This is a genomic window from Cupriavidus necator (genome assembly GCF_013141915.1).
GTDB classification, from domain to species: Bacteria; Pseudomonadota; Gammaproteobacteria; order Burkholderiales; family Burkholderiaceae; genus Cupriavidus; species Cupriavidus necator_B.
This window is the reverse complement of the sequence record NZ_SROX01000001.1, coordinates 1,055,050-1,067,847: the sequence shown is the minus strand read 5'-3', so window position 1 is coordinate 1,067,847 and position 12,798 is coordinate 1,055,050. Positions and strand designations below refer to the sequence as shown.

Sequence of the window (12,798 nt, the reverse complement as noted above, 5' to 3'; positions counted from 1 at the left end):
ATGGAGCCGTCGTGAGCGACAGCAGTCCCAGCCGCAGTCCCGGCAACAATGTTCCCGGCAGCACGCCCTTTGCCAGCTACAAGGGTTTTGATCTGTACCCCCTGGTTTACCGCCACCGGCCTACGCAAGGCTGGCCGCGCATCAAGCCCGACAACAGTTTCCTGGCTTCCATCGTGATTTGCCGCGAAGGCTATCGCCCCGGCGAAGACCATGCGCGCGTGTTTCCCGTGGGCGAGTCGCGCTGGGAGAATATCGGCTCGGCGCGCCGCGGCGCGCTGCAGTTCGGCGAAGACATCATCAACGGGCTGGTTGCCGGCGAATCGGTGGCGTCGCTGTAGGCGCCGCTCCAGGCGCCGGTGTTTGCAGCGTGCCGGTCCTTCCGGCCCGCTGCACAACCGGAGGCGCGCGGCGTCATCCGTCAGACTGCAAGGAGTCCGTTCATGGACATGCGTACGGGATCATCCGGTTTTCTGTGCACGTTGCCCGGCGAGGGCAAAGGCATCACCTACCACGTGGCCATCTGCTTTATCGATGCGGAGCGTCCCACCGGCGTGCTGTTCACCAGCTTCGTGGGCGTGGGGCGGCGTTCGTTCGGCGTGCTGACCGACCCGGCGACATTGCGCGGCGAGCTTGCCACCAGCGGCGAGGCGTTGTGCCGCCTGGCCATCGGCCAGGTGGTGCGCGACCAGCTGCATGACAAGGCGCGCGAGGGCGACTACGTGCTGGATCTGGCCGCCGCCTCATGGGACGGCGAATTGCGGTCGGTCGGGGCCGGGCTCAGGACGGCCCGGCCGCATGTGCGCGTGCTTGGCTGACGTGTCAGTGCGCCAGCCGCAACGGTAGCGCCGACCCGCACCCGGCTCAGATCTTGAATACCGGGTCGCCGTGGCGCTCAAGCAGCGCTTCGATCAGCGCCATGTCGGTGATCTCGGGGGTGCGGTCTTCCACCGCGCGCGACGGCCCGCAATAGGTGGCGGTCACGTGCCGCCTGACCGTCAGCACGCCCGCCGCGGGCGGCGCGACTTCAACGGCCTGCCAAGGCGCATGCCGGTAGCTGCCCGGCTGCCAGCCTTCCGGCGTCAGGTGCAGGGCTTCCCATTCTTCGATGACGGACATGATCGGTTCTCCTTGATTGAGGGATGAGGCGTTGCGGGATGGCACGCGCCGCTGCGGCGCATGCCATGGCGAAGGGCGCGTGCGGCTACGACTTGTGCCGATAGTTGATGCGGCCCTTGGTCAGGTCGTAGGGCGACATCTCCAGCGTGACGCGATCGCCCGCCAGCACGCGGATGCGGTTCTTCTTCAGCCGGCCGGACGAATACGCCCAGACTTCGAAGCCGTTCTCCAGGATCACGCGAAAGCGGTTGTCGGGCAGTACTTCCGACACCTTGCCGCCAAATTCGACCAGTTCTTCTTTTGCCAAGGGGACTCCTTGCTGTAGCCACGCGGCTTGTGCGCGTGCTTGGGGGGTGGCGGCCAGCCGATGGCGGCGGACCGAGGGGGTGGGGCTGAGTGCGGCTCGCCGCCGCTTACTGCAGGCGCAGCCGCGCTGCGGCATGTTCGCCAGCGCGGCGGGCAGCCTGCCTGGCGCGGGCTTCGGAGCGGTGGGTGTCGTGGCGCATGGACACGTTGGCCACGATGCGTTCGGCGCCATTGCGGTATTCCGCAATCATGTAGGTCGCGAACCAGAGGCCGGGTTCCTGCTCGATCGGATAGACGGAAACGGTATAGGGGCTGTGCTGGATGGTGTTGACTCGATTCAATGGGTTACCCGTTCATGGGCGCGGCCGTGGCGGCACGCTGCATCGGCATGCCGATGCGGCGGGTGGCGCGGTGGTGGCCGTCAGCCGTTGCGATGTGCCAGGGTCTGGCCCGCGCGGCAGCACGGGCGTTGCCTCTGGCGTGAAGTGGACCATGCCTGCGCAAGCCGATGCGCCGGCGTACCGGTGCAGGGTACGGGCCATCGTTGCGGAGCGGACCAGCCGCCGGTCGGAAAAGGGTGATGGGCCGTCTGGCCCGAAGACGCACCGGGTATCGGTCCGGGTTTGCGCCTGATATGCCGCTGCTGAAGTGCTTGCAGTGGAGAGATCTGCGGCAGACGTGCAGGAGTCTGGCGTTGCCGATCTGATCTGCGACCCCGCATCATACCACTTCCGGGCCAAGCCTGCCCGCATGACGGGCGGTGTCCCTGGCGCGGGTGCGCTGCAGCGCTCAGGGCTCGTTGAGCTGCGCGAAGCGTTGCGACAGGAAATCGATCAGCTCCCGCACCGACGGCAGCAACCCGCGCCGCGACGGAAACACGGCATGGATCACGCCGCCCTTGACCGACCATTCCGGCAGCACCTTCACCAGGCGGCCATCGCGCAGTTCGTCGGTCATCATCATCACCGGCAGCTGGACGATGCCGGCGCCGGCCACCGCGGCGGTGCGCAGCATGATCATGTCGTCAGTCACCAGCCGCGGCTTGTGGTGCAGTTCGGCGCTGGCGCCGCCGGGCCCGTACAGCGACCACGTGTGCGACGGCCGGGGCGGACCCAGGTCCAGCGTGGGCAAGGCATTCAGGTCCGCCGGCGCCAGCAGCGGCCCGTGTCCGGCCAGCAGCGCCGGGCTTGCGACAAAGCACCAGGCGCGCTGGGCCAGCACCCGCATCACCAGGTCGCTGTCTTCCAGCGGCGGCACGCGCACGCGCACGGCCAGGTCGATGCCCTCGGCGACCACGTCGACGCGCCGGTTGGTGGCCTCCAGGTGCACGATGACCTTGGGATTGGCCGCCATGAAGTCTGCCACCATCTCGCCCACGCGCGCGTGCAGCAGGGCCACCGGGCAGGTCATGCGCACCAGGCCGCTGGGCTCGGCGCGGCTTTGCTCGATCGCGCTTTCGGCGGCCTCGGCCTCGACCAGCATGGCCTTGCAATGGGCGTAATAGGTCTGCCCCAGTTCCGTTACCGAAAAGCGCCGCGTCGAGCGCTGGATCAGGCGCACCCCCAGACGCTCTTCCAGCAGGGCCACGCGCCGGCTGAGCTTGGACTTGGGAACGCCCAGCACGCGCCCGGCCGGCGCAAAACCCTGGTGGTCGACTACCTGCGCGAAGTAGTACAGGTCATTGAAGTCCGGATGCAAAAGGTGGCTCCTGTCGTCCTGCCAGTAGGACGCTGAAGGCAGATTTTCCGGCCTACCGGTGGCATTTGCCAAGTCCTATGCTTTCCCAACACGGTCGGTTCCGGATGATCCGGTCCGCCGGTTTTGCCAACCGCATAGGAGAATGCCCCATGACCACACCCGCCAATTTCAACGGCAAGCGTCCGGCCATCGATCCCGCCGATACGGCAATGCTGCTGATCGACCACCAGAGTGGCCTGTTCCAGACCGTGGGCGACATGCCGATGCCAGAGCTGCGCTTGCGCGCCGCCGCGCTGGCCAAGATGGCGACGCTGTGCAAGCTGCCCGTGATCACCACCGCTTCGGTGCCGCAAGGCCCCAATGGCCCGCTGATCCCCGAGATCCATGAGAACGCCCCGCATGCCAAATACGTCGCCCGCAAAGGCGAGATCAACGCCTGGGACAACCCCGACTTTGTCGCCGCGGTGCGCGAAACCGGCAAGAAGACCCTGATCATCGCCGGCACCATCACCAGCGTGTGCATGGCGTTCCCGTCGATCAGCGCGGTGGCTGACGGCTACAAGGTATTCGCGGTGGTGGACGCCTCGGGCACCTATTCCAAGATGGCGCAGGAGATCACCCTGGCGCGCATCGTCCAGGCCGGCGTGGTGCCGATGGATACCGCGGCCGTGGCCTCGGAGCTGCAGCAGAGCTGGAACCGCCCGGACGCGCAGCAATGGGCCGAGGTCTACACCAAGATCTTCCCCGCATACCAGCTGCTGATCGAGAGCTACATGAAGGCGCAGGAAGTCGAGAAGAAGCACGAGGTGCTGGACTCCCAGCGTTAACCTCCTGAGCTGCAGCCACTGCATTTCAACATGGGCGCGGCAAGGGACCCCTGGCCGCACCCGCAATTTCTCCACAGGAGCACGCCATGAGTAAGCCCTACAAGCGCCTGGACAAGAACCAGGCTGCCGTGCTGATGGTCGACCACCAGGCCGGCCTGCTGTCGCTGGTGCGGGACATCGAGCCGGACAAGTTCAAGAACAACGTGCTGGCGCTGGCCGACCTGGCCAAGTACTTCAAGCTGCCGACGGTGCTGACCACCAGTTTCGAGGACGGCCCCAACGGGCCGCTGGTGCCCGAGCTCAAGGCCATGTTCCCGGATGCGCCGTTTATTCCGCGCCCCGGCCAGATCAATGCCTGGGATAACGAAGACTTCGTCGCGGCGGTGCGCGCCACCGGCAAGAAGCAGCTGCTGATCGCCGGCGTGGTCACCGAAGTGTGCGTCGCCTTCCCGGCGCTGGCGGCGATCGAAGAGGGCTTTGAAGTGTTCGTCGTGACCGATGCCTCGGGCACCTTCAACCAAATCACGCGCGACTCGGCCTGGCAGCGGATGTCGGACGCCGGCGCGCAGCTGATGACGTGGTTCGGCGTGGCGTGCGAACTGCACCGCGACTGGCGCAATGACATCGAGGGCCTGGGCACGCTGTTCTCGAACCATATCCCGGATTACCGGAACCTGATCACGGCCTATACGACGGTGAAGGGCAGCAAGTAGGCCACGCCCGGCGGCACGCCGCTGGTTTGCGCTCTCTCTCTCGCGTGCGGGAGAGAGCGCAAACAGATGGCACGCGGGTGGACCCGAGCAGCAAGCCAGTTCCCTCAGGCTTCCCTCACAGCCGCCCGCACCGGCGCAACCGCTTGCGCCTGCGCCGACGCCGACCTGCGGGGGTTGATCATCGACACCGCCCCCACCGCGATCACCGCCGGGATCGCCATCGCCATGAAGTTCTGCTGCAGCGGCAGCGACATCCCCACCAGCACCCCAATCACGATCGGCGCCAGGATGGCACCGCTGCGTCCCACGCCGGAGGCCCAGCCGATACCGGTGCCGCGCACCGCCATCGGGTAGAACTGGCCCGCGTAGGCATAGGTGACGATCTGCGTGCCGATGGTGGAAGCGCCCGCCAGGCCCACCACCACGAACAGCGCGGCGCTGGGCATGGGATAGCCCAGCAGCGTGATCGACACCGCCGCGAGTGCATACATGCCGATCAGCACGTGCTTGATCGGCAGGCGGTCGGCCAGCCAGCCGCCGCCGATGGCGCCGAGCATCGCGCCGAAGTTCAGCACCAGCACGAAGGTCAGCGCCGAGCCCAGGCTGTAGCCCGCGCCCGCCATCAGCTTGGCCAGCCACGAACTGAGCGCGTACACCATGAACAGGCACATGAAGAACGCGACCCAGAACATCACCGTGCTGACGCCGCGGCCGTCCTGAAACAAACGGCGGATGGGCGCGCTGCCGGCTGCGCTGGCAGCGCCCTCGTCCGCGGGCAGGACAAAGACGTCGCCGGCCTGCGCGCGATGCGACGGCGCGAGCCGCGACACCACCGCCTGCAGCGCCGCGCTCTGGCCAGTGCGGATCAGGTAAGGCATCGACTCCGGCAGCCCGCGCAGCACCAGCGGAATCAGCACCACTGGCAGGCCCGCGGCCAGGAACACCGACTGCCAGCCGTAGCTTTCGATCAGCCCCTTGCCCAGCAGCGCGGCCAGCATGCCGCCGACCGAATAGCCACTGAACATCAGCGTCACCAGCGTGCCGCGCAGCTTGCGTGGCGAGTACTCGGTCATCTGTGCCACCACGTTGGGCATCACCCCGCCGATGCCCAGCCCCGCCAGGAAGCGCGTGACACTGAAGCTGACCGGGTCGCTGGTCAGACCGGCGATCGCGGTGAACACGCTGAACAGCGCGATGCAGATGGCGATGGCGCGCCGGCGCCCGATGCGGTCGGCCACGGTGCCGAGAAAGATGGCGCCGAACATCATGCCGAACAGCGCCGAGCTGACCATGAAGCCCGCGCTGGTGGCGGTCACGCCCATTTCCTTCATGATCGATGGCAGGGCGATGCCCGCCACCGCCAGGTCATAGCCGTCGAAGATGATAATCAGCGCGCACCAGAACAGGATGAGCGCATGGAAGCGATTGAAGCGGGCCGAGTCGGCCAACTGGTGGACATCGATCTGACGCATGGTTTGTCTCCGGGATGGGTGGGATGGCGGGGGCGGGCGGCGTCGCCGCTCACGCCACCGCCGCGGCGCGCTCTGCGGCGGCCTGCAGTTCTTGTTCGCGCAGCATGAAGCGCTGGATCTTGCCGGTGGCGGTCTTGGGCAGTGCCTCGACGAACGCAATCGCGCGCGGGTACTTGTAGGCGGCCAGCCGTTCCTTGACGAAGGCCTTCAGCTCGCTTTCATCCAGTTGCGCGCCCGCCTTCAGCACCACGAAGGCCTTGGTCTTGACCAGCCCGTCCTGGTCGGGCACGCCGATCACCGCGGCCTCCAGTACGGCGGGGTGCTGCACCAGCGTGGCCTCGACTTCGAACGGCGATACGTAGATGCCGCTGACCTTGAGCATGTCGTCGCTGCGTCCGGCGTAGCTGTAGGTGCCGTCCGGGTTGCGCACGTACTTGTCGCCGCTCTTGGTCCAGCCGCCGCGGAAGGTCTCGCGCGACTTCTCCCGGTTGGCCCAGTACATCATCGCGGCGCTGGGGCCCTGGATATACAGGTCGCCGATTTCGCCGTCGGGCACGGGGCGTCCGTCTTCGTCGCGCAACTCGATGGTGTAGCCCGGCACCGGCCAGCCGGTGGTGCCGTAGCGGACCTGGCCGGGACGGTTGGACAGGAAGATGTGCAGCATCTCGGTGGAACCGATGCCGTCGATGATCTCGCAGCCGAAATGCGCGGTGAAACGCTCGCCGATCTCCGCCGGCAGCGCTTCGCCGGCCGACGAGCACAGCCGCAGCGCCACCTCGTTGCGTGCCGGCAGCGCCGGCGACGCCAGCAGGCCGGCGTATCCGGTCGGCGCGCCGAAGAACACCGTGGGCTGGTGCTGCAGCCAGCGGCGGAAGGTGGCCTCGGGCGTGGGCCGCTCGGCCGTCAGCACCACCGTGGCGCCGACGCTGAGCGGAAAGCTGAGGCCGTTGCCCAGCCCGTAAGCGAAATACAGTTTGGCCGCGGAGAAGCAGATGTCGTGCTCGCGCAGGCCGAGCACCGGCCCGGCATAGAGCGCCGCGGTCCAGTAGGGGTTGCCGTGGCTGTGCACCACGCCCTTGGGCTGGCCGGTCGAGCCGGACGAGTAGAGCCAGAAGCCGGGGTCGTCGCAACCGGTGGCGGCGGGCGCCTGCAGCGGCGCATGCGCGGCAAGCGCCGTCTGCAGCGCAGCCATGCCCTCGGGCAGCGCTGCCTGCGCGCGCGATACCAGCACCTGCCGCACCTCATGCCCGGGCCGCGCCAGCGCGTCCTGCAACACTGGCAGCAGCGCCGCCGACACCAGCACCGCCTGCGCGCGGCTGTGCTGCAGCATGTAGGCGTAGTCGTCGGCGGTCAGCAGGGTATTGACGGCAACCGGGACGATGCCGGCGTACATCGCGCCAAGGAAGCACACCGGCCAGTCGGTGCAGTCGTGCATCAGCAGCAGCACGCGTTCCTCGCGGCGGATGCCGGCGCCGAGCAGCGCCGCGGCCAGTTGCCGCACTTGCTGCGCCAGTTCGCCGTAGGTGAGCTGGCCGTCGTCGTCGAGATAGGCGACCTTGCCGGCGCGCCCGGCGTTGCAGTCGAGCAGGTGCGCGGCAAAGTTGAAGATCGTGCCGGGCGGCCGGACGGTTGGCGCTGCGGGCGTGGCGTTCATGGGTTGTCTCCCCGTTGCTGGTGTACGGTGTGCCGCGCGCCGCCATGCGGATGTAGCGGCGCGAGCAAGCGGTGGGCGGTATGGTCAGGCGAAGGTGGCGAGCACCGCGGTGCTGGCCTGGATGGCGCTGCGGCGATGATAGAAGTGCAGGGCGCGCAGGCCGCCCAGTTCCTCGCCGCCGCCGGCGCGACCCGGGCCGCCGTGCAGCGATTGCGGCATGACATTGCCGTGGCCGGTATGCAGCTGCGCCACGTCGGGCGAAATCACATGCACGCGGCCATGGCTGTCGGCCAGCTCCAGTGCGGTGGCGCCGAGCGCACCGGCGTCGCTGCCATAGAGCGAGGCCACCAGCGACCCCTGGCCACGGCGCACCAGCGCCAGCGCATGGGCCGTGTCGCGGTAGGGCAGCAGCGTGGCGACCGGGCCGAACACTTCGGTGTCGTGCACCGCGCCGGCCGCGTCCGCATCGGCCACGCCGAGCAGCGTCGGGCCGATGCAGCAGGCCACCGCCGCGTCGGCATCGACCAGCGGCTGGCGCGCACCGTTGTGCAGCACTTGCGCATGACGGCGCAGGTGGGTCAGGCCCGACTGCACGGCGTCGAACTGTGCGCGGCTGACCAGTGCGCCCATGCGTACCGTGTCGTTGCGCGGGTTGCCCACCGTCACCTTCGCCAGCCGTGCGCCGATGGCCTCGGCGGCCTGCGCGTACACGGCCTCGGGGACGAACACGCGCCGGATCGCGGTGCATTTCTGGCCGGACTTGACCGTCATCTCGCGCACGACTTCCTTTGCCAGCAGGTCGAAGGCGGCACTGTCGTGGCCATCCTGCGGCAGCAGTACGGCGGCATTGATGCTGTCCGCTTCAATGTTGACGCGCACCGAGCGCTGGGCAATGGCCGGATGCGAGCGGATCACCGCCGCGGTATCAGCCGAGCCGGTGAACGACACCACATCAAAGGGCTGCAGCGCGTCGAGCAGGCCAGCGGAACTGCCGCACACCACCGACAACGCGCCTGCCGGCAGTATCCCGGCCTCGATCACGTCGCGCACCATGCGCTGGGTCAGCCAGGCGGTGGCGGTAGCGGGTTTGACGATCACCGGCACGCCCGCCAGCAGTGCCGGCGCGGCTTTCTCCCACAGGCCCCAGGCCGGGAAATTGAAGGCATTGATGAACAGTGCCACGCCGCGCGTGGGCACCAGCACGTGCTGCGACTGGAACAGCGGATCCTTGCCCAGCCGCGCCGCGTCGCCGTCCGGCAGGTAATGCCGCTCGCCGAGCGCGTCGCCCAGCTTTGCGTAAGTGCCCAGCGTGAAGATGCCGCCGTCGATGTCGACCGCGGAGTCGTTGCGCACGGTGCCGCTGTTGGCGGTGGCGATGTCGTAATACGCATCGCGATTGGCCTGCAGTACCTTGACCACCTCGCCCAGCAGCGCGGCGCGTTGCTGGTAGGTCAGCGCGCGCAGCGCGGCACCGCCTTGTTCGCGGGCGAACGCGAAGCCGGCAGCAAGGTCCAGGCCGGTGGCGTCGACGCGCACCAGTTCGTCACCCAGCACCGGATCGAACAGTGCGGTGCCGGCACCGCTGCCGCGTTGCCAGGTGCCGCCAAGGTAATTGGAAAGGAGTTCAGTCATTGGGGAATCTCAGCGCGTGAAGTCGATGCGGCCTTGCGGCAGCAGGTAAAGCACCAGCGCGCGGCCGTTGCTGACGGTAGGGCGATGGGCGCTGCCGGGCGGGCACACCAGCCAGCCGGCCGGGCGGCCGTCGAACTGCGCCTCGCCTTCGAGCGGCATGATCAGGTCGATCTCGCCCTCGGGGTGGGTGTGGTGCGGACCGGCCACATCCTGCATGTCGACCACGTCGACCGAAAAGCCGTGCAGGTCGTCGGCGGGCTTGAAGATGCGGCCGTAGCGAATGCCGCCGCCTCCGCGGTCGCACAGCCAGCCTTCGGCCACGCCGGCCTGGCATGACGCCTTCAGTTGCTGGTAAGTAGGGCTGCCGGGGCCATGTTCGGCATTGAGCCAGGCATCGAGCGCGGCATCGAGCGGGCGGCCGGCCAGTTGCGCGGTGAGATGCGCGATCTGGCTGCGGAATTCAGTGGGGGACATATGAAAAGGGGCTCCGTCTGATTCGCCAGTTGCCATCACTGGCATCATGCATTATTGTGCATGTATGAAAAATAGAGCCACGGAGAAATCATGTCAAGCACTATATTGCATGAGCCTGGGTTAACCCCGGAGGCGGAACTGCAGCATGGTTCAGACAACGGCGCCGTGAACGGGCACGATAAAAATCCCTTTCTGGTTTCCCTGGGCGAGCGTGTGCGCGAACTCCGTGCTTGCCGCGGGCTGACCCGCAAGGCCACCGCGCAGGCGGCTGGCGTCTCCGAGCGTCACCTCGCCAACCTCGAATACGGTTCCGGCAACGCCTCGATCCTGGTGCTGCAGCACGTTGCCGATGCGCTGCAGTGCTCGCTGGCCGGGCTGCTGGGCGACGTCACCACGTCGTCGCCGGAATGGATCCTGTTGCGCGAACTGCTGGAGCACCGCGACGAAGCCACGCTGCGGCGCGTACGCATTGCCGTGGGCGAGATGCTGGGCACCGGAGGCGAGAATGCGGCGCAGGCGGCGCGCAGCCCGCGCGTGGCGCTGATCGGATTGCGCGGCGCCGGCAAGACTACGCTGGGCGGCATGCTGGCCGAGGATCTCGATTTTCCCTTTGTCGAACTGAGCCGCGAGATCGAGAAATTCGCCGGCTGCAGTATTTCCGAGATCCAGGGCCTGTACGGCATGAATGCGTATCGCCGCTACGAGCGGCGCGCGCTGGAGGAGGCCATCCAGATCTATCCCGAGGCCGTGATTGCCACCCCCGGCGGCCTGGTTTCGGACCCGGCCACCTTCAACCTGCTGCTGGCCCACTGCACCACGGTCTGGTTGCGGGCCGAGCCGGAAGACCATATGGAACGGGTGCGGGCGCAGGGTGACTTCCGCCCGATGGCGGCCAGCAAGGAAGCCATGGAAGACCTGCGGCACATCCTGGCGGGCCGCGCCGCTTTCTATTCCAAGGCCGAGTTCGCGCTGGACACCAGCGCGCAGCCGCTCGAGCCCACTTTTGCCGCCCTGCGCGAACTGGTGCGGCAGGCATTGCGGATGCCGTTGTGATGGGTCTGGCGCAATCAGCCGACGCGGGGAGCACGGCTGATCACATCTTCTGAAATCTGCACAATAATGCTTGCGCGAAATCTGCATGATGAACTATAGTTCTTTCAAGCCAGATTCCAGTTCATGCACGATAGTGCAGTTCCGCCGAGGAGACCACGCCGTGACCACCGCCCCCCGTGTCGACTACCAGACCGATCCTTCCCAATACAAGCACCTGAAGCTGGCCTTCGACGGTCCCGTCGCCACGCTGGCGGTGGACATCGACGAGAACGCCGGCCTGCGCCCCGGCTACAAGCTCAAGCTCAACAGCTACGACCTCGGCGTCGATATCGAACTGAACGACGCACTCAACCGCGTCCGTTTCGAGCATCCGGAAGTGCGCACCGTGGTCGTCACCAGCGGCAAGGACAAGGTGTTCTGCTCCGGCGCCAATATCTTCATGCTCGGCGTCAGCAGCCATGCGTGGAAGGTCAACTTCTGCAAGTTCACCAACGAGACCCGCAACGGCATCGAGGATTCGTCGGCGCACAGCGGCCTGAAGTTCCTGGCCGCGGTCAATGGCGCCTGCGCCGGCGGCGGCTATGAACTGGCGCTGGCCTGCGACGAGATCCTGCTGGTGGACGACCGCTCGTCGGCCGTCAGCCTGCCGGAAGTGCCGCTGCTGGGCGTGCTGCCGGGCACCGGCGGCCTGACCCGCGTGACCGACAAGCGCCATGTGCGTCATGACCTCGCCGACATCTTCTGCACCACCACCGAAGGCGTGCGCGGCCAGCGCGCCAAGGACTGGCGCCTGGTCGACGATATCGCCAAGCCCGCGGTGTTCGCGCAGAAGGTCCGGGAACGCGCGCTGGCGCTGGCCGCGCAGAGCGACCGTCCGGCCGATGCGCAGGGCGTGGCGCTCGTGCCGATCGCGCGCACCATCGAGGCCGATGCGCTGCGCTATACGTATGTCACGGTCGAAATCGACCGCGGCGGCCGCACCGCCACCTTCACGGTGAACGCGCCCACCGGTGCGCAGCCGCAAGACATTGAAGCGATCGTCGCTGCCGGCGCCGCCTGGTACCCGCTGCAACTGGCGCGCGAGCTGGAAGACGCGATCCTGTCGATGCGCACCAATGAGCTGGAAATCGGCACCTGGCTGATCAAGACCGCAGGCGACGCCGCCGCGGTGCTCGCCAACGACGCCACGCTGCTGGCGCACCAGGACCACTGGCTCGTGCGCGAAACCATCGGCCTGCTGCGCCGCACGCTGAGCCGCCTGGACGTGTCGTCGCGCAGCCTGTTCGCGCTGATCGAGCCGCAGTCATGCTTTGCCGGCACCTTCCTGGAGCTGGCGCTGGCCTGCGACCGCAGCTACCACCTGGCGCTGCCCGACGACGAGGCGCGCGCGCCGAAGATCACCGTAGCCGACGTCAACTTCGGCCTGTACCCGATGGCCACCGGCCAGAGCCGCCTGGGCCGCCGCTTCTACGACGAGCAGCCCGCGCTGGACGCGGTACGCGCCAGGGCAGGCCAGCCGCTCGACGCCGACGCCGCCTACGCACTGGGCCTGGTCACCGCCAACCCGGATGACATCGACTGGGCCGACGAAGTGCGCATCGCGCTGGAAGAGCGCGTGGCGATGTCGCCCGATGCCTTGACCGGCATGGAAGCCAACCTGCGCTTCAACGGCCAGGAAAACATGTTCACCCGCATCTTCGGCCGCCTGACCGCGTGGCAGAACTGGATCTTCCAGCGCCCCAACGCGGTCGGCGACAAGGGCGCCCTGAAAGTCTACGGCAAGGGCGACAAGGCCGCCTTCGACTGGAACCGGGTCTGACCGCCCCCCTGAACGCATACCGAATCGCCCGCAC

General features: G+C 67.5%; 14 protein-coding genes. 6 read left to right on the top strand and 8 right to left on the bottom strand.

Features of this window, described 5'->3' with window-relative positions:
* Positions 1-11 precede the first annotated feature (11 nt).
* Both E5S69_RS04745 and E5S69_RS04740 read left to right on the top strand, forming a co-directional pair.
* Complete coding sequence (locus tag E5S69_RS04745; protein WP_171513830.1) at positions 12-338, top strand: hypothetical protein; 327 nt, start codon at positions 12-14, stop codon at positions 336-338.
* A gap of 102 nt (positions 339-440) precedes the next feature.
* Positions 441-815 carry a hypothetical protein gene (locus E5S69_RS04740; RefSeq protein WP_171513829.1) on the top strand — a complete coding sequence of 125 codons (375 nt, stop codon included), beginning with the start codon at positions 441-443 and terminating at the stop codon, positions 813-815.
* Between the two features lie 46 nt (positions 816-861).
* Here the strand turns inward: E5S69_RS04740 and E5S69_RS04735 are convergent, their stop codons facing one another.
* From E5S69_RS04735 to E5S69_RS04720, 4 genes are all read right to left on the bottom strand, one after another.
* Positions 862-1,116 carry a translation initiation factor 1 gene (locus E5S69_RS04735; protein WP_171513828.1) on the bottom strand — a complete coding sequence of 85 codons (255 nt, stop codon included), beginning with the start codon at positions 1,114-1,116 and terminating at the stop codon, positions 862-864.
* A gap of 85 nt (positions 1,117-1,201) precedes the next feature.
* Positions 1,202-1,423 carry a translation initiation factor IF-1 gene (infA, locus tag E5S69_RS04730; protein ID WP_008646230.1) on the bottom strand — a complete coding sequence of 74 codons (222 nt, stop codon included), beginning with the start codon at positions 1,421-1,423 and terminating at the stop codon, positions 1,202-1,204.
* A gap of 106 nt (positions 1,424-1,529) precedes the next feature.
* Positions 1,530-1,763: an isochorismatase gene (locus E5S69_RS04725; RefSeq protein ID WP_171513827.1), complete on the bottom strand. Its 234-nt coding sequence runs from the start codon at positions 1,761-1,763 to the stop codon at positions 1,530-1,532.
* A gap of 448 nt (positions 1,764-2,211) precedes the next feature.
* Positions 2,212-3,120 carry a LysR family transcriptional regulator gene (locus E5S69_RS04720; RefSeq protein ID WP_171513826.1) on the bottom strand — a complete coding sequence of 303 codons (909 nt, stop codon included), beginning with the start codon at positions 3,118-3,120 and terminating at the stop codon, positions 2,212-2,214.
* 149 nt (positions 3,121-3,269) lie between these two features.
* Here E5S69_RS04720 and E5S69_RS04715 point away from each other — a divergent pair, with 149 nt between their 5' ends.
* Together E5S69_RS04715 and ycaC are read left to right on the top strand one after the other, a co-directional pair.
* Positions 3,270-3,947 (top strand): hydrolase, encoded by a 678-nt coding sequence (locus tag E5S69_RS04715; RefSeq protein ID WP_116602618.1) that lies wholly within the window; start codon positions 3,270-3,272, stop codon positions 3,945-3,947.
* Between the two features lie 86 nt (positions 3,948-4,033).
* Positions 4,034-4,660 (top strand): isochorismate family cysteine hydrolase YcaC, encoded by a 627-nt coding sequence (gene ycaC / locus E5S69_RS04710; protein ID WP_171513825.1) that lies wholly within the window; start codon positions 4,034-4,036, stop codon positions 4,658-4,660.
* Positions 4,661-4,764: 104 nt separating this feature from the next.
* Here ycaC and E5S69_RS04705 read toward each other — a convergent pair whose 3' ends face one another.
* The 4 genes from E5S69_RS04705 to E5S69_RS04690 form a co-directional block, all read right to left on the bottom strand.
* The gene (locus E5S69_RS04705; protein WP_171513824.1) at positions 4,765-6,132 is read right to left on the bottom strand and encodes an MFS transporter; all 1,368 of its coding nucleotides are present in this window, start codon (positions 6,130-6,132) and stop codon (positions 4,765-4,767) included.
* Between the two features lie 49 nt (positions 6,133-6,181).
* Positions 6,182-7,786 (bottom strand): benzoate-CoA ligase family protein, encoded by a 1,605-nt coding sequence (locus E5S69_RS04700; protein WP_171513823.1) that lies wholly within the window; start codon positions 7,784-7,786, stop codon positions 6,182-6,184.
* Between the two features lie 84 nt (positions 7,787-7,870).
* Complete coding sequence (locus E5S69_RS04695; protein WP_171513822.1) at positions 7,871-9,418, bottom strand: 3,4-dehydroadipyl-CoA semialdehyde dehydrogenase; 1,548 nt, start codon at positions 9,416-9,418, stop codon at positions 7,871-7,873.
* 9 nt (positions 9,419-9,427) lie between these two features.
* Positions 9,428-9,892 (bottom strand): DUF4863 family protein, encoded by a 465-nt coding sequence (locus tag E5S69_RS04690; RefSeq protein ID WP_171513821.1) that lies wholly within the window; start codon positions 9,890-9,892, stop codon positions 9,428-9,430.
* Positions 9,893-9,982: 90 nt separating this feature from the next.
* Between E5S69_RS04690 and E5S69_RS04685 the strand changes: the two genes are divergently transcribed.
* A complete protein-coding gene (locus tag E5S69_RS04685; RefSeq protein WP_171513820.1) occupies positions 9,983-10,945 on the top strand; it encodes a helix-turn-helix transcriptional regulator in 963 nt (320 codons plus the stop codon).
* Between the two features lie 160 nt (positions 10,946-11,105).
* Positions 11,106-12,764, top strand: coding sequence for a 2,3-epoxybenzoyl-CoA dihydrolase (gene boxC, locus E5S69_RS04680; RefSeq protein WP_171513819.1), 1,659 nt, complete (start codon positions 11,106-11,108; stop codon positions 12,762-12,764).
* The last annotated feature ends 34 nt before the right edge of the window (positions 12,765-12,798 follow it).